Raw genomic sequence first — 17,225 nt, 5'->3', positions numbered from 1 at the left:
AAGTAATCATTTGTTTTCTGACGCGTCCTTTTTATTATAAAAAAAACAAGTCCAAGACATTTATATGCCTTGGACTTGTTTAATGATATAGTTATCTTTGACGGGTGAGACAATGGAATTATCCGATTGCTGTCTTACACCGTATTTAGTGTTGTTCTTTGGTATCATGCTTTTTAGGTTTAATCACCATATCAAATAAAACGATAATGATTGTGAAAGCAATTGCTCCAAAAATCGGTGTTACATAGTTCAGTGCACCGCCACCATTCAAACTATTAAGTACGAAATTAATCATTTGTAATAAGATAATAGACCAAAATAAAACTGCGAGGTATTTCATTATGTAATGCCTCCAATATAATATATATAACTTCATTATAAATAATTAAGTGTAGTTTGTATAGAGAGAAGTAATATTTAAAATTCCGATGTGTTGTTCTTGTATTTGAAATGTGTATTATGTTAAATTAATACCTGGTATTAAAAGTTTAATTCAAAGGAAAATTAAAATTAAGATTAAGAAGGTGTACAACCATGGATGTGGGTATTAAAGGTTTTGGTGCATACGCACCTGAAAAAGTTGTTGAAAATACCTATTTTGAATCATTTTTAGAAACTTCAGATGAGTGGATTTCACAAATGACTGGTATTAAAGAGCGTAGATGGGCAGATGAAAACGAAGAAACTTCTGACATGGCTTATCAAGCGAGCTTAAAAGCAATCGAAGATGCAGGGATTGAAGCTTCAGAAATCGACATGATTATTGTAGCGACATCGACAGGTGATTTTCCTTTCCCAACAGTTGCTAATATTTTACAAGAAAAATTAGGCATTGGGAAAGTTGCTTCCATGGATCAACTTGCAGCATGTAGTGGTTTTATGTATGCAATGATTAATGCAAAACAATTTGTACAATCTGGTGATTATAAAAATATATTAGTTGTCGGCGTAGATAAATTGTCTAAAATTACTGACTTTACAGATCGTTCAACAGCTATTTTATTTGGAGACGGTGCTGGGGCAGTAGTTATTAGTGAGGTATCAGAAGGACGTGGTATTTTAAGCTATGAACTAGGTTCAGATGGCTCAGGAGCAAAACATTTATTTTTAAACCCAGAAAATGGCAAAATATTTATGAACGGTCGTGAAGTATTTAAATTTGCTGTAAGAATCATGGGTGAAGCGTCAACAAACGCAGTGGCTAAAGCAAATTTAACTCCGGATGACGTTGATATGTTTGTACCACATCAAGCAAACATTAGAATCATGGAATCTGCTAGAGAACGTTTGGGTATACCAAAAGAAAAAATGAGTGTTTCTGTAGATAGATTCGGAAACACGTCAGCAGCATCTATTCCATTAAGTATCGGCCAAGAATTAGAAAAAGGCAAAATTAAAGATGACGATGTCCTTGTATTAGTTGGTTTTGGTGGCGGCTTAACATGGGGCGCTGTCACACTAAGATGGGGAAAATAGGAGGATAAATTATGAGCAAAGAACAGCGTGTTGTAATAACAGGAATTGGCGTATTATCACCTCTAGGCAACGATGCTAAATCATCGTGGGATAACGCGTTGAAAGGTGTTAATGGTATTGATAATATTACAAGACTAGACACGACAGATTACAGTGTTCATTTAGCTGGAGAACTGAAAGATTTTAATATAGAAGACCATATTCCGAAAAAAGAAGCACGTAGAATGGATCGTTTTACTCAATATGCGGTAGTAGCTGCTAGAGAAGCGGTTCAAGATGCTAAACTTGAAATTAATGAGAACACTGCTAACAGAATTGGAGTATGGATTGGTTCAGGAATTGGCGGTATGGAAACATTTGAAATTTCTCATAGCCAATTAGTTAACCGTGGTCCAAGAAAAGTGAGTCCGTTTTTTGTACCAATGCTTATACCTGATATGGCAACTGGACAAGTGTCAATTGATATTGGGGCCAAAGGTCCAAACGGTTCAACAGTAACAGCTTGTGCAACTGGTACAAACTCAATCGGAGAAGCGTTTAAAATTATTCAACGTGGCGATGCAGATGCAATGGTTACAGGTGGAGCGGAAGCGCCAATCACACATATGGCAATTGCAGGATTTAGTGCTAGTCGCGCATTATCTACAAACGATGATAAAGAAACAGCATGTCGTCCTTTCCAAGAAGGTCGTGATGGATTCATCATGGGTGAAGGCGCTGGTATTTTAGTATTAGAGTCTTTAGAATCAGCGCAAGCACGTGGTGCTCAAATTTACGCAGAAGTTGTAGGCTATGGCTCAACTGGAGATGCATATCATATTACTGCTCCAGCACCACAAGGTGAAGGCGGTTCTCGTGCTATGCAAGCTGCTATGGATGATGCTGGTATTGAAGCTAAAGATGTTCAATATCTTAATGCGCATGGAACAAGTACGCCAGTAGGTGACTTAACTGAAATCCAAGCTATAAAAAATACTTTTGGTGAAGCTGCTTCCAGATTAAAAATAAGCTCAACTAAATCAATGACAGGTCATTTACTTGGTGCAACAGGTGGTATTGAGGCAATCTTTTCTGCGCTTTCAATTAGAGATAGCCGTATTGCACCAACAATTAATGCGAACACACCAGATCCAGAATGTGATTTAGATATCGTTCCTAACCAAGCAGAAGATTTAGATATTACCTATGCAATGAGTAACAGTTTAGGTTTCGGCGGACATAATGCGGTCATTGTATTGAAGAAATTTAGTGACTAAAATTGTATCGTATTTTCATACTGTTATATTATAAATATTAAAATAAACCAAACACTATATTTTTAGTGTTTGGTTTATTTTGCGTTCGGATAAATTTAGAGAGCTATACTTTAAAAATTTATTGAAATACTTTAACCTCTATTTGATTTTTTATTGAAAATAGGCAGACCAATACTTTAAATTACTCTTATTAGTATAAATTCTATTTATTTAAGTAAATAAAATCTTATGAATTATTGTAATAGTTTAAACGTATACTTAGTGGCAATATTAGCAATTAAAAGTATAATTTATTTAATAATCATCTGTTCACAATATACATTTAATGTATAATAGTAAACATTGATAAAATGAGCAAGGGAGGGACATAAGATGAAAAGGTTTTTAACTCTATCCACAACATTAAAAACACGACTTATAGCAGATTTTATATTAATTATTGCAAGCCAAGCGATTTTACCTTTTTTGGCATTATATTTAACTAGTAAAGTGAATGCAGTGTTTGCGGGTATTTTCTTAATTACAAATCTTATTGTAAGTTTCATTGTGTCCTTCATAGGTGGATATATAGGAGATAATTATAATAGGAAGAAAGTGGTAAATTACATTCATTTTCTTTATGCAATTTGCCTCATTATTTTAAGTGTAACCGTTACTATGGACGGCATAGGATTAGTTATTTTTTGTGTGACAGTTTTTATTTTTGAAATTATGTTTGCTGCAAGTGAACCTATTTTTGAGGCAGCGATTATGGATGCAATTTATGAAGAAGTTCGCGAATACGTGTATCAACTAAATTATTGGATGTTTAATATTAGTACAGCAATTGGTATGGTACTAGGTGCTTTACTCTATTTAGGTCATAAACGATTATTATTTATGATATTTTTCTTAGCAATGCTTATAAGCTGGTACCTTTTTGAGAAATACTATGATGTAGAGCAAATTTATAATAAAAAAGAAGAATTAACATCAAAATTTAAACATTTTATTAATAGTTACCATACTGTTATTAAAGATAAGTACTTTATGATGTTAAATTTAGGCTTTATGTTAGTAATTATGGCAGAGTTAAGTTTAAATTCTTATATTGTGGTTAGATTGAAGTCTGATTTTGAACCTTTAAGCTTTTTTGGTTTTTACATAGATGGGGTAAGAATGTTTACTGTTATTATGATAATCAATACACTTGTTGTAGCTACATTAACTTTTACAGTCAATAGAGTTGTGGAATCAACATCCAAAAGAATTGCATTTATTATAGGTATTATATTATATACCGTTGGTTATAGTGTGCTGACATCTGCGAGTTCATTTTGGATTTTATGCTTATTCTCAATGATTGCTACATTAGGGGAATTGATATATTCACCTATACAAAACGCACAAAGATTTTTAATGATACCAAATGACAAACGAAGTACATATAATACATTTGGTATGATTTCGTTTTATGGTGGTAACTTATTAGCACGTTCTGGATTAATTATAGGGGCTTTTGTTTTACCATGGATGATGTCGGTATACGTTGCAATCGTTGTTTTAATAGGGTTTGTATTGTTATATTATGCTTTGTTTTGTAACCCGAATATTGAAACGAAATAATAAAAAAGAAAGCAAGCAATCATTGTGGGCTATAATGATTTAGTAGAATCAATCTGTTTTTAGTAAAGATATAACCATTTTCTTTCATATAACGCATTAGTCCGAGACAACTCGTTATGTCTCGGACTAATTTTTGTTTTAATGTTTGATAGCATTACAAAAAATATATAACACATCACTATTTTAATTAAATTAACCAATTAGGTTGGACTTTAAATTGAAAATGATATGACGATTGTGAGTATTAAATAAAATAAATTAAAACTAAATGCAATTTTCACCCATGGAGAGACAAAATAGTCATCTTTTTTGACTTGCTTAGGTTTAAAAAATTCATCATTTTCCATGGTATCTTTGTGCTTTTTACTTGAAAGTTGATATTTTAGTCTTCTAAAACCATAACTTGTAGGATCAAAAATACCTTCTTGTACGATAATAATAATAAAAAAGAATATGGTTAATGAAATCGAAATATAGAAGAAAATATTAATGAAATATATTAAGGTATGTGAAACGAAAAACCAAAATAGCAAAGAAAGGATAGGTGTTAAAAGCGCCCAACCCAATATAGAAGTTAAATTTTTCATTATTTTGTCTCCTTTAATTAATAAATTTATTGTAACTTAAAATTACTTGGAAATGAATAATAATTGATGGAATTTCTTTTATAACAATACTTATAAGATTTATAAATTTATTTAAAAAATGATTCCTTTAATAATGTAAAGTAAAACAATGTTGATTAAAATATGAACTAAAAGTATAATGTTATTAAATATTTCTGAATATTTTGAAGGGAATGTTTATTCTGAAATTAAAGGGGGATAAAATATGCTTAAGTATATTATGAAGCGTTTAGGGTATATGATTTTGTCATTATTCATAATCATAACGATCACGTTTTTCTTAATGAAGTTAATGCCAGGTTCACCATTTAATGATGAAAAATTAAATGAAGAGCAGAAACAAATTTTAAATGAAAAATATGGTCTGAATGATCCGGTACCTGTACAGTATGCGAGTTATTTAAAGAATGTAGTTACGGGGGACTTTGGTAACTCATTCCAATATGACAATCAACCTGTTTGGGATTTAATAAAACCGAGGTTATTACCGTCGTTTGAGATGGGGATGACAGCGATGGTTATCGGCGTAATACTAGGTTTGATTTTGGGGGTCATAGCAGCAGTACGGCAAAACACCTGGGTGGATTATTCTGCAACGGTAATTTCAGTTATTGCAGTTTCAGTACCGTCATTTGTATTAGCAGTATTATTACAGTATGTCTTTTCGGTAAGGTTACAATGGTTTCCTGTTGCGGGTTGGGAAGGGATATCAACAGCAGTGCTACCTTCACTAGCTTTATCTGCAGCAGTACTAGCAACCGTGGCTAGATACATAAGAGCGGAAATGATTGAAGTATTAAGTTCAGATTATATCTTGTTAGCACGTGCCAAAGGTAATTCAACAATGAGAGTATTATTTGGTCATGCATTAAGGAATGCATTAATTCCAGTTATAACAATTATTGTGCCGATGTTAGCGAGTATCTTGACAGGTACACTAACAATTGAAAATATCTTTGGTGTTCCTGGTTTGGGGGATCAATTCGTTAGATCAATAACAACAAATGACTTCCCAGTTATCATGGCAACCACGATTTTATTCAGTACACTATTTATTGTTTCCATTTTCCTTGTAGACATATTATATGGTGTTATTGATCCGCGTATTCGTGTACAAGGGGGTAAAAAATAATGACTGATAAAAGAGATGAAAAATTAAAAGATGATCATTCAAATGCAGTGATGACTACTACCTCTGAAGCTATTCCGGCTTCTGATTTTATTAGAAGTAACAATGATATTGAAAAAGAACCTGAAATGCAAAGAGAGAGCAAAAACTTTTGGCAAGATGCATGGACACAATTGAAACGTAATAAGCTCGCAGTAGTAGGAATGGTTGGTTTAATTATTATTGTGCTATTAGCGTTGATAGGGCCACTGTTAAGTTCACATGACTATGCTGAACAAGATGTTGAGCGTCGTAACCTACCGGCTAAGATACCAGTGTTAGACCAAATTTCATTCTTACCATTTGATGGTGAAGGTGCACAAGGCGTTGATGCTTATAAAGAAGCTGGGGTCAAAGAAAACTTCTGGTTCGGTACAGACCAATTAGGTAGAGATTTATGGTCAAGAACATGGCAAGGTGCACAAGTATCATTATTTATTGGTGTTGTCGCTGCCTTACTAGACATATTTATAGGTGTCATATATGGAGCAATATCAGGATTTTTTGGCGGTCGATTAGATAATGTCATGCAACGTATCATAGAAATTGTTGCTTCTATTCCAACACTTATTGTTGTGATTTTATTTGTATTGATCTTTGAACCCTCTATATGGACGATTATTTTAGCAATGGCTATCACAGGCTGGATTGGTATGAGTCGTGTTGTTCGTGGAGAATTTTTAAAGTTGAAAAACCAAGAATTTGTTTTGGCCTCAAAAACATTGGGTGCATCAAAATTCAAACTGATTTTCAAACATATTTTACCTAACACGTTAGGTGTTATTGTAGTAACTTCAATGTTTACAGTACCTAACGCAATATTCTTTGAAGCATTCTTAAGCTTTATTGGTATTGGGGTGCCTGCACCAAGAACATCATTGGGTTCTTTGGTGAATGAAGGAAGAGCTATGTTGCTCATTCATCCACATGAACTATTTATACCAGCGTTAGTATTAAGTTTACTAATCTTATTCTTCTATCTATTTAGTGATGGATTACGTGATGCATTTGATCCGAAAATGCGTAGATAATAAAAGGAGGCAACAGATATGTCAGAAAGAATATTAGAAGTTAGTGATTTGCATGTTTCCTTTGATATCGACGCAGGGGAAGTGCAAGCGGTAAGAGGCGTTGACTTTGTTATCGATAAAGGAGAAACTTTAGCAATTGTCGGTGAATCTGGTTCAGGTAAATCAGTGACAACAAAAGCTATTACGAAATTATTTCAAGGTGACGCCGGAAGAATTAAAAAAGGACAAATTAATTTCTTAGGTGAAGATTTAGCGAAAAAATCTGAGCAAGAATTAATTAAATTGCGTGGTAAAGACATTTCTATGATTTTCCAAGACCCGATGACTTCATTAAACCCAACAATGAAAATCGGAAAACAGGTTATGGAACCACTCATTAAACATAAAAATTATAATAAAGCAAACGCTAAAAAAAGAGCACTTGAAATTCTGAACCTAGTTGGTTTACCAAATGCTGAAAAACGATTTAATGCGTATCCTCATCAATTTTCAGGTGGACAAAGACAAAGAATCGTTATAGCGACGGCACTCGCATGTGAACCGAAAGTACTTATCGCAGATGAGCCTACAACTGCACTTGACGTGACAATGCAAGCACAAATATTAGAGCTTATGAAGGAGCTTCAACATAAAATCAGTACCTCTATTATATTTATTACACATGACCTAGGCGTTGTAGCAAATATAGCGGATAGAGTTGCTGTCATGTATGGTGGTCAAATGGTAGAAACAGGTGATGTAGATGAAATTTTCTATGATCCTAAACATCCATATACTTGGGGATTACTTTCTTCTATGCCAGACTTAACAACTGGTACTGATACAGAACTGCTAGCGATTCCTGGTACACCACCGGATTTGTTACATCCACCCAAAGGGGATGCATTTGCGGATCGTAGTCAATTTGCTTTAGATATTGATTTCAAGACACCACCACCATGGTATCAAGTATCGTCAACACATTTTGTGAAATCATGGTTGCTGGACGATCGTGCGCCTCACGTAGAACCACCCGAAATGGTCAAAAAACGTTTGCGTAAAATGCCAAATAACTTTGATAAACCACAACAGGTAGAAAGGGTGTCTTTCAATGGAGAATAGTAATGAGTTATTATTGCAAGTAAAAAATTTAAAACAATATTTTAACGAAGGTAAACGTAATGAAGTTAGAGCTATTGAAAACATTTCTTTTGATGTTTATAAAGGCGAAACATTTGGACTTGTTGGTGAATCAGGGTGTGGCAAGTCAACCACAGGCAAAGCGATTATTAAATTAAATGAAATAACGGATGGCGAGATTTTATATGAAGGCGTGGATATTCAAAAAATTAAAAATCGTAAAGATTCTTTGAAATTCAATAAAAAAATTCAGATGATTTTCCAAGATCCTTATGCTTCATTAAACCCAAGACTGAAGGTAATGGATATTGTAGCTGAAGGTATTGATATACACAAACTTTCAACAGGGGTAAAAGACCGAAAAAGACGTGTCTACGATTTGTTAGAAACTGTTGGTTTAAGTAAAGAGCATGCTAATCGTTATCCTCATGAATTCTCAGGTGGTCAACGTCAACGTATTGGTATTGCAAGAGCATTAGCAGTTGAGCCTGAGTTTATTATTGCTGATGAACCTATTTCGGCGTTAGACGTCTCTATACAAGCACAAGTCGTAAATCTGTTATTAAAATTACAGAGAGAACGTGGCATAACATTTTTATTTATTGCCCATGACCTATCAATGGTTAAATACATTTCAGACAGAATTGCGGTTATGCATTTTGGTAAAATTGTAGAAATAGGCAGTGCAGATGAAATTTACAACCACCCAATGCATCCCTATACGAAGTCATTACTTTCTGCTGTACCACAGCCTGACCCTGAAAGTGAAAGAGTTAGAAAAAGAACGCATTTTAAAGAGGATGATACTAAGAATAATCAACGCGCATTACATGAAATTAGAGTAAATCATTATGTATTTACTACAGATGAAGAAGCTGAAGCATTAAAATCTCAAACACAAGAGGCTTCTGTTTAATAGGGGAAGGGGGGAAAATGATGAAAAAATTCAAATTTTTAATTATTTTAGTAGCACTATCGGTTGTATTAGCAGGGTGTGGCAATGCTGAAGGTGTCTACTCAGATAAAGGTCAGGTATTTAGAAAAGTGATACCACAAGATATTTCTTCATTAGATACGGCCTTAGCCACTGATACAGTTTCATTTGATATATATAATCAGGTATATGAAGGGTTATATACCTTAGATAAAAATGATAAAGCGAAACCAGGCGTGGCCAAATCTATGCCAAAAGAAAGTAATGGTGGTAAAACTTTAACGATTGATTTGCGTAAAGATGCAAAATGGTCTAATGGTGACCCTGTTACAGCGCAGGATTTTGAATTTGCATGGAAACGTGTCGTTAATCCAGATACAGCATCAGAATATGCTTATATTATGTATGATTTAAAGAATGCTGAAGCAATAAATATGGGCAAAAAAGACGTAGATGAGCTAGGTGTTAAAGCTGTTGACGATCACACATTAAAAGTGGAATTAACAAAACCTATACCATATATGAATGAGATGTTGGCCTTTGCAACTTTTATGCCACAAAATGAAAAAGCTGTGAAGAAAGCTGGACAACAATATGGTACGACAGCTGATAAAACAGTATATAATGGACCATTTAAAGTAAAAGATTGGAAAGTGGAAGATAAAATACAGCTTGTGAAAAATGATGATTATTGGGACAAAAAAGCAGTGAATTTAGATCGTGCAAATTATAAAGTGTTGAAAGACCAACAAGCAGGGGCATCACTATATGACACAGGTTCTGTAGACGATACAACGATAACTGCCGACCAAGTTGATAAATATGCAGATAACCCAGGATTAAAGAAACGCTTATTAGCAAGTACATTTTATATTAAGTTAAATCGAGATAATGTACCAGAATTTAAAAACAAAGACTTAAGGTTAGCAATTTCTCAAGCTATTAATAAAGAAGGCTATGTAAATTCAGTTTTAAATAACGGTTCAGAAGCTACAGATGGCTTTACATCTAAACTAACGGCTAAATCGCCAAATGGAAAGGATTTTACCGAATCAATTAATTCGCCATTAACATATAATCCTAAAGCAGCAAAACAACACTTAGAAAAAGCCAAAAAAGATTTAGGTATCAAAGAGTTAACATTTACAATGAATACGGAAGATACTCCAGGTTCGAAAATTTCAGCAGAATTTATTAAATCTCAAGTTGAAAGTAATTTGCCAGGAGTTACAATGAATATTAAGCAATTACCATTTAAACAAAGGGTGAACCAAGAACACTCTGAAACATTTGAAGCATCATTATCTGGTTGGGGACCAGATTACCCAGATCCATTAACGTTCTTGAATATTATGACGACAGGTAATCCATCTAATAATACAGGATGGGGTAATAAAGAATTCGATAAATTAGTTAAAGATGCCAATGGCAAATTATTGAAGAAACCTGAAGAACGAAATGAAGCAATGAAGGAAGCAGAAGAATTATTATTAGCAGAAGCACCAGTTGCGCCAGTTTATCAAAAAGGAGAAGCGCATTTAACTAACCCTCAAGTTAAAGGTTTGGTGTACCATCAAATTGGTGGAGACACGACACTAAAACATGTGAAAATTGATAAGAGTATCGACCCTAAAACGGGTAAAAAGAAAGAAAAATAAGCATTAAAAAGGAGAATCCAGTACTTTGGATTCTCTTTTTTTAATGCTCTGGAAAATTTGAGATTCGTAACTTATCTTTTACGCCCTAGTCCCATTGCTTTTTCCATTTTTTTCAATGTTTTAAATGACACTTTTTGTGCTTTATCTCTACCATTATCTAAAATTGTATCAAGCTCATCAGAATTGAAATAATAGTCATATTTTTCTTGGAAATGAGTTAAGAATGATTTCACAACTTCTGCTAAATCTGCTTTAAACACACCATAGTTTGAGTCTTTATATTTTTCTTGAAGTGAGTCAATAGATTCATTAGTTAAGCTTGAATAAATTGATAATAAATTAGAAATTCCTGGTTTATTATCACGATCAAATTTAATGATACCGTCAGAATCGGTTACAGCACTTTTGATTTTTTTAGCGGCAACATTTGGCTGATCAAGTAATGAGATGTAGTTTTTTTGGTTATCGTCACTTTTACTCATTTTTTTAGTTGGCTCTTGAAGGCTCATCACGCGGCCACCAACTTTTGGCATACGGATTTCTGGTTTGATTAAAACATCATTATAACGGGAGTTAAATCTGTCTACAAGATTACGTGTTAACTCCATATGTTGCTTTTGATCATCACCAACTGGTACGATATTAGTATTATAAATGACGATATCAGCAGCCATCAATGGTGGATAAGTTAACAATCCTGCTGGTACTCCTTCAGTTTGTTTTCCTGCTTTATCTTTAAATTGCGTCATACGTTCTAATTCACCAATTGAAGAAATTGTAGTGAGCATCCAACTTGCTTGAACATGCGCAGGAACTTCAGATTGAATAAATAGTGTTGATTTCTCTGGGTCTATACCAGATGCTAAATAGATTGCAGCAAGTTGTCTAATTTGTTTACGTAATTTTAATCGATCTTGGGGTACCGTGATTGCATGTTGGTCAACGATACAAAAGAAACAATCGTAATCATCTTGTACTTCACCAAATTGTTTCAATGCGCCAATGTAATTACCAATTGTTGGAATCCCACTAGGCTGGATGCCTGAAAATAATGTTTCCATTTTATGATGCCTACTTTCTGAAATTTAATTTAATACACAATACGTTCATTATAACAGTATTTCAATCATTTGTAAGTTATGTTAAACTACATGTATATCAATATTTCTAGTTGAATTTATTGAGAAATACTTTATTTTAAATTTTTTGAAAAAAATTAGAGAATTCTCATTTAATTTTAATGTTGAAAGGGTATACTTTCATTGTAAGGTTAAGGAAGGCGAAGAAAACTATAAAGTTTCCTAATCATATAAATATTGAAATCAAATGAATTTACATTCATGAAAAATAGGAGAGTGAGATGTATGGTAACATTATTTACTTCACCAAGTTGCACATCTTGCCGTAAAGCGAAAGCATGGTTACAAGAACATGACATTCCGTATACGGAGCGTAACATTTTTTCAGAACACTTAACAATTGACGAAATCAAACAAATTTTAAAAATGACTGAAGACGGTACTGATGAAATCATATCTACACGTTCTAAAACTTATCAAAAATTAAATGTAGATATTGATGCGCTACCACTTCAAGATTTATATTCAATTATTCAAGATAACCCTGGTTTATTACGTCGTCCAATTATTTTAGACGAAAAACGTCTACAAGTTGGTTATAACGAAGATGAAATCAGACGTTTCTTACCTAGAAAAGTTCGTACGTTCCAATTGCAAGAAGCGCAACGTATGGTTGACTAAGATAAATTATAAGTGAAATAAATAAATCATAAACCATAAAGCAATTTTTAATTCATTGCTTTATGGTTTTGTTATATTTAACATAACAAATACTCATGGGCTTAGGTCAAACGCAAAGATTGTCTAAGTGGAAAAATCGATTTAATATAGAGTTAAGTTAATTTTGGTGCAGCACGCTTGAATAGTTCGTGCTGTTTTTTTGGCTAATACAAGGGTATATGTTAATATAAGATACTAATTGGAATTTAGTGAAATTTAATCAAACAAATCAATTGTAATTATTGCTATGTTCTAATACAATATGATTACTATTCATCGACTGTAAGGAGTGAGATGATATGAGAATAGAGCGCGTTGACGATACTACCGTTAAATTATTTATAACATATAGTGATATTGAAGCAAGAGGTTTTAAACGTGAAGATTTGTGGACTAATCGCAAACGTGGAGAAGAATTCTTTTGGAATATGATGGAAGAAATCAATGAAGAAGAAGATTTTGTTGTTGAAGGCCCGTTATGGATACAAGTACACGCTTTTGAAAAGGGTGTTGAGGTAACGATATCTAAATCTAAAAATGAAGATTTGATCAATATGTCAGATGAAGATAATGAACAACTTGATTATCAAGTGAACGATTTATTATCACAGACGTTTGATCAAGATGATAGTTTAGAAGATTTATTTGAGCAACGTCAACAACAGAAAGAAAATAACTATAGCCAAGAACGAGACGACCATAAACAGCAAAATACACGTACTGTTATTGTTAAATTTAGTGATTTAGAAGAAGTAATCGATTATGCACATCACAACGATCAAGTGACAGATGCATTTGAAGATTTATTATATAGTCTTAACAATATTTATTATTATGCTGTGCATTTTGACGAAAATGTAGATCAAGAAACAATTAATGATAGTTATAGTCAATTACTTGAGTTCGCATATCCTACTGATAAATCTGAAGTATATTTAAATGACTATGCAAAAATAATCATGAGCCACAATGTCGCGTCACAAGTGCGTCGATATTTTCCAAACACTGCAGAATAATTAACGTGAATAAAATACAATGAATAATATAACCCTTATTAAAATTGATTTACAATGTATAGTAAGGGTTATGTTTTTAAGAAAGATTTAAAGTCGACAAAGTTTATATTTTGTCGGCTCAGACCATAGATAACCCTTAGGTGATAGTTCGCCTAAGGGTTATTTATATTGGTATAGTTATTTTTTAATAAAGTGGTCTTTCAAACCAAAGTTGACGCTATAATCAATGTCGTTATGCGACATAATATAAACTACTGTTTAATTTATAAATACCAAAAAATATTAGTGTAATATAGGCAGTGATTTGGCCGACTACTGAGGGAAGCGCACTAGCCGAAGACTACAGACTAAGGCAGTGATCGAGAAAAGCGTGCACAAAAAAACAACAAAGTCCTAGACTTTGTTGTTTTTTGTATCAGGTAAATGGAAAGTGTAATTTACTAAAGTAATTTATGTGAAATTACCGTGTATATTAAATGAGGTGATTAAAACATGTTTTACGCTAAAGATGATAACGAAATATTGATGAATGCGCGCAATGCTAATAGAAACTGTGATTATAAATGTCCGCATTGTCAAAATAAAGTTATTCTAAAAAAAGGTCCAATGAAAATATCGCATTTTGCTCATGGTCACAGAAATTCAAACTTTTGTGACAAAGGCGAGACCTATGAACATTATATGTTTAAATATGAATTGGCACAGCAATTAGATAAATTAGATTATCATGTTGTAATTGAACCTTATATATCACAGTGCTACCAATATCCTGATTTAATCATTAATAATACAATTGCGATTGAAATACAATTTTCAAATATAACTATAGATAATATAAAAAAACGAAGCGATGGTTTAGCTCATATTGGTTATGACGTTATTTGGATTATCGGTAAGTTGAAATATAACGAAAGAACAAAAATTTTAATTCTAAATAAGTCTGAACGCACTTATATTAATTTAAAAAGAAGACAACTCTTTTCGTGGCATAGTGACACGTTTTTATTATATAGATATAAAATAGTACAATTTATTGGGGGAAAACGTTACATAGCTATTAGGGAACAACTTTCATATAAACAATTTACAAATTATTTTAATAAAAATGACGCTGCAATGTTACCATGTCATTTTAAATTAACGAAGTCTTCAATTGAACAATATATCAAGAATTGCAGACGTCAAGGAACTATTCATGAGCCTAGTTTGAGTGTTATTTATAATTTACAACTAAAGGAATCATGGGTATGTGAAAATTTAGGCATGGTGTATCCTGAACAACTATTTATACAATCTCATCCTATTTATTGGCAACTGCAATTGCTAAATATGTTAGTTAAAAATAATATTAATGAAAGTGTACTCTTAAATACTATTAAGTATAATCATTTTTATAATTATGATGTTAATAGCCGAGTGATAGTTCAAGCAATTATCCATAAGTTTCAAAAAACATACCGAAATATTGGGTATAATAACGTGCAAAATTGAGTCTTACATGAGAAAATTATAGTATTGAATTTAATAGGAGGTTTACTAAAATTATGACACAACAATTAACAAGAGAAGAACAAGAACGTAAATATCCTGAATATACATGGGATTTAACTACCATATTCGAATCGGATGAAGCTTTTGAAGAAGCTTTTAAAGAAGCAGAACAAAATTTAGGAAAAGAACAACAATTTAAAGGTCATTTAGCTGATAGTGCTGAGACTTTATATCAAGCATTAGCTTTAGAGGATGAATTAGGTTCTAAATTAGAAAAAGTTTATGTATACGCACATTTAAAACAAGATCAAGACACAGCAAATGATAAATACACAGGTTATGAAGCGCGTGCGCATCAATTAATAATTAAGTTTAGTTCAGGATGGAGTTTCTTAGTACCTGAAATATTGCAAATTGATGAAGACAAGATCCAGTCATTTATTGATGAAAATGATAATTTAAAACAATATGAATTTGATTTGAAATTAATCAATGAAAAACGTCCACATGTGTTGAGTGCGGATAAAGAAAAGCTACTTACAGAGGCACAAGATGCTTTGTCAACAGCTGATAATGTATATGGTATGTTCAGCAATGCTGATTTAGAGTTTGAAGATGCCATCGATAAGGATGGTAATCGTCATTCACTTACACAAGGTACATTCATAAAGTGTTTAGAATCTGATGATCGTATATTAAGAAAATCTGCATTTGAAAATTTATATAAAGCTTATGGTGCCTATAATAATACTTTAAGTGCTACATTAGCAGGAGAAGTTAAAAAGAATGTGTTTAATGCACGTACACATAACTATGAATCTGCAAGAGCAGCAGCTTTAAGTAATAATCATATCCCAGAAGCAGTCTATGACAATTTAGTAAAAACAGTCCATAAATATTTACCATTATTGCACCGTTATACAGAATTACGTAAAGCATTATTAGGTCTTGAAGATATGAAAATGTACGATTTATATACACCTTTAGTTAAAGACGTGAAGTTTGAAATGCCATACGAGGAAGCAAAAGATTGGATGGTTAAAGCTTTACAACCTATGGGTGAAGAGTACATGGAAGTAGTAAATGAAGGATTAAATAATCGTTGGGTAGACGTATATGAAAATAAAGGTAAACGTTCAGGCGGGTATTCTTCCGGTGCACATCTAACAAATCCATTTATTTTATTAAATTGGTCAAATACTGTGTCTGATTTATACACGTTGGTACATGAATTTGGTCATTCAGCTCATAGTTATTTCAGTCGTAAAAATCAACCATCAAATTCAAGTGATTATACAATATTTGTCGCGGAAGTTGCATCTACATGTAATGAAGCATTACTAAGTGATTATATGGATAAACATTTAGATGATGAACGTAGATTGTTGTTATTAAACCAAGAACTTGAGCGTTTCCGTGCTACATTATTTAGACAAACGATGTTTGCTGAATTTGAACACAAAATTCATCAGATAGAAGAAGCGGGAGAGCCATTAACAGCAAATCGTATGAACGAAGAATATGCTGAATTAAACCGTGTTTATTTTGGTGACTCAGTTGAAACAGATGAAGATATCAGTAAAGAATGGTCAAGAATTCCTCATTTTTATATGAACTATTATGTGTATCAATATGCAACAGGATATAGCGCTGCACAAAGTTTAAGTCATCAAATATTAACTGAAGGACAACCAGCAGTAGATAGATACATTAATGAATTCTTGAAAAAAGGTAGTTCAAATTACCCAATTGAAATCTTGAAAAATGCTGGGGTAGATATGACAACACCTGAACCAATTGAACAAGCTTGCCAAGTATTCGAACAAAAATTAGATGCTTTTGAAAAGTTAATGAAAGCTTAGCATGAATGTATTCGTTTACAATATGACAAGTTTGTGACAAACTAAATTTATTTAATTTAAAAGGTTGAAAGGTGTATTTTGGCGTGTTATATTATAAACATGAAATTAATCACATAACAAACATACCCCTTTGTTTGAAGTGAAAAATTTCTCCCATCCCCTTTGTTTAGCGCCGTGTAATCAG

Annotated in this window: 15 protein-coding genes; 12 read left to right on the top strand and 3 right to left on the bottom strand. The window is 32.7% G+C overall.

The genetic code is table 11. The annotated features are described in order from the left end of the window. Nucleotides 1-145: 145 nt before the first annotated feature. Nucleotides 146-340, bottom strand: a complete 195-nt coding sequence (locus LG295_RS09930; RefSeq protein ID WP_318833005.1) for a YjzD family protein — start codon at nucleotides 338-340, stop codon at nucleotides 146-148. 194 nt (nucleotides 341-534) lie between these two features. On the opposite strand from LG295_RS09930, the gene LG295_RS09925 reads away from it, so the two are divergent. The 3 genes from LG295_RS09925 (at nucleotide 535) to LG295_RS09915 (ending at nucleotide 4,337) form a co-directional block, all read left to right on the top strand. Beyond that, nucleotides 535-1,476 (top strand): beta-ketoacyl-ACP synthase III, encoded by a 942-nt coding sequence (locus LG295_RS09925; RefSeq protein WP_107531655.1) that lies wholly within the window; start codon nucleotides 535-537, stop codon nucleotides 1,474-1,476. An 11-nt stretch (nucleotides 1,477-1,487) separates the two neighbouring features. After that, on the top strand, nucleotides 1,488-2,732 hold the full coding sequence (gene fabF, locus LG295_RS09920) for a beta-ketoacyl-ACP synthase II (protein ID WP_107531654.1): 1,245 nt from the start codon (nucleotides 1,488-1,490) through the stop codon (nucleotides 2,730-2,732). Between the two features lie 372 nt (nucleotides 2,733-3,104). Continuing rightward, nucleotides 3,105-4,337: an MFS transporter gene (locus LG295_RS09915; protein ID WP_318833004.1), complete on the top strand. Its 1,233-nt coding sequence runs from the start codon at nucleotides 3,105-3,107 to the stop codon at nucleotides 4,335-4,337. A 212-nt stretch (nucleotides 4,338-4,549) separates the two neighbouring features. Here the strand turns inward: LG295_RS09915 and LG295_RS09910 are convergent, their stop codons facing one another. Further along, a complete protein-coding gene (locus LG295_RS09910; RefSeq protein WP_042362993.1) occupies nucleotides 4,550-4,924 on the bottom strand; it encodes a DUF3899 domain-containing protein in 375 nt (124 codons plus the stop codon). Between the two features lie 244 nt (nucleotides 4,925-5,168). Here LG295_RS09910 and opp3b point away from each other — a divergent pair, with 244 nt between their 5' ends. The 5 genes from opp3b to LG295_RS09885 are packed head-to-tail and all read left to right on the top strand — an operon-like array spanning nucleotide 5,169 to nucleotide 10,873. After that, nucleotides 5,169-6,095 carry an oligopeptide ABC transporter permease gene (gene opp3b, locus LG295_RS09905; RefSeq protein WP_039067772.1) on the top strand — a complete coding sequence of 309 codons (927 nt, stop codon included), beginning with the start codon at nucleotides 5,169-5,171 and terminating at the stop codon, nucleotides 6,093-6,095. Next, nucleotides 6,095-7,162, top strand: a complete 1,068-nt coding sequence (opp3C, locus tag LG295_RS09900; RefSeq protein ID WP_107531280.1) for an oligopeptide ABC transporter permease — start codon at nucleotides 6,095-6,097, stop codon at nucleotides 7,160-7,162. Before opp3b ends, opp3C begins: the two co-directional genes overlap by 1 nt. Nucleotides 7,163-7,180: 18 nt before the next feature. Beyond that, nucleotides 7,181-8,263 (top strand): ABC transporter ATP-binding protein, encoded by a 1,083-nt coding sequence (locus tag LG295_RS09895; RefSeq protein WP_107531281.1) that lies wholly within the window; start codon nucleotides 7,181-7,183, stop codon nucleotides 8,261-8,263. Next, complete coding sequence (locus LG295_RS09890) at nucleotides 8,253-9,197, top strand: ABC transporter ATP-binding protein (RefSeq protein ID WP_107558379.1); 945 nt, start codon at nucleotides 8,253-8,255, stop codon at nucleotides 9,195-9,197. The genes LG295_RS09895 and LG295_RS09890 overlap by 11 nt, the downstream gene beginning before the upstream one ends. Nucleotides 9,198-9,217: 20 nt before the next feature. Beyond that, nucleotides 9,218-10,873, top strand: a complete 1,656-nt coding sequence (locus LG295_RS09885) for a peptide ABC transporter substrate-binding protein (protein ID WP_318833002.1) — start codon at nucleotides 9,218-9,220, stop codon at nucleotides 10,871-10,873. Nucleotides 10,874-10,944: 71 nt separating this feature from the next. On the opposite strand, the gene trpS is transcribed toward LG295_RS09885, so the two are convergent. Beyond that, the gene (gene trpS, locus LG295_RS09880) at nucleotides 10,945-11,934 is read right to left on the bottom strand and encodes a tryptophan--tRNA ligase (protein ID WP_318833001.1); all 990 of its coding nucleotides are present in this window, start codon (nucleotides 11,932-11,934) and stop codon (nucleotides 10,945-10,947) included. 303 nt (nucleotides 11,935-12,237) lie between these two features. On the opposite strand from trpS, the gene spxA reads away from it, so the two are divergent. The 4 genes from spxA to pepF all read left to right on the top strand — a co-directional run bounded on the left by spxA (nucleotide 12,238) and on the right by pepF (nucleotide 17,041). After that, a complete protein-coding gene (gene spxA, locus LG295_RS09875; protein ID WP_002483765.1) occupies nucleotides 12,238-12,633 on the top strand; it encodes a transcriptional regulator SpxA in 396 nt (131 codons plus the stop codon). Nucleotides 12,634-12,971: 338 nt separating this feature from the next. After that, entirely contained in the window at nucleotides 12,972-13,688 is a 717-nt protein-coding gene (gene mecA, locus LG295_RS09870; RefSeq protein WP_318833000.1) for an adaptor protein MecA, read from the top strand. Between the two features lie 492 nt (nucleotides 13,689-14,180). Next, nucleotides 14,181-15,179, top strand: a complete 999-nt coding sequence (locus LG295_RS09865; protein ID WP_318832999.1) for a competence protein CoiA family protein — start codon at nucleotides 14,181-14,183, stop codon at nucleotides 15,177-15,179. Between the two features lie 53 nt (nucleotides 15,180-15,232). After that, entirely contained in the window at nucleotides 15,233-17,041 is a 1,809-nt protein-coding gene (pepF, locus tag LG295_RS09860) for an oligoendopeptidase F (RefSeq protein WP_107531286.1), read from the top strand. The last annotated feature ends 184 nt before the right edge of the window (nucleotides 17,042-17,225 follow it).

The sequence above is a fragment of the Staphylococcus pseudoxylosus genome (assembly GCF_044794325.1).
Classification (GTDB): domain Bacteria; phylum Bacillota; class Bacilli; order Staphylococcales; family Staphylococcaceae; genus Staphylococcus; species Staphylococcus pseudoxylosus.
This window is presented reverse-complemented; position numbering and strand designations above follow the sequence as displayed.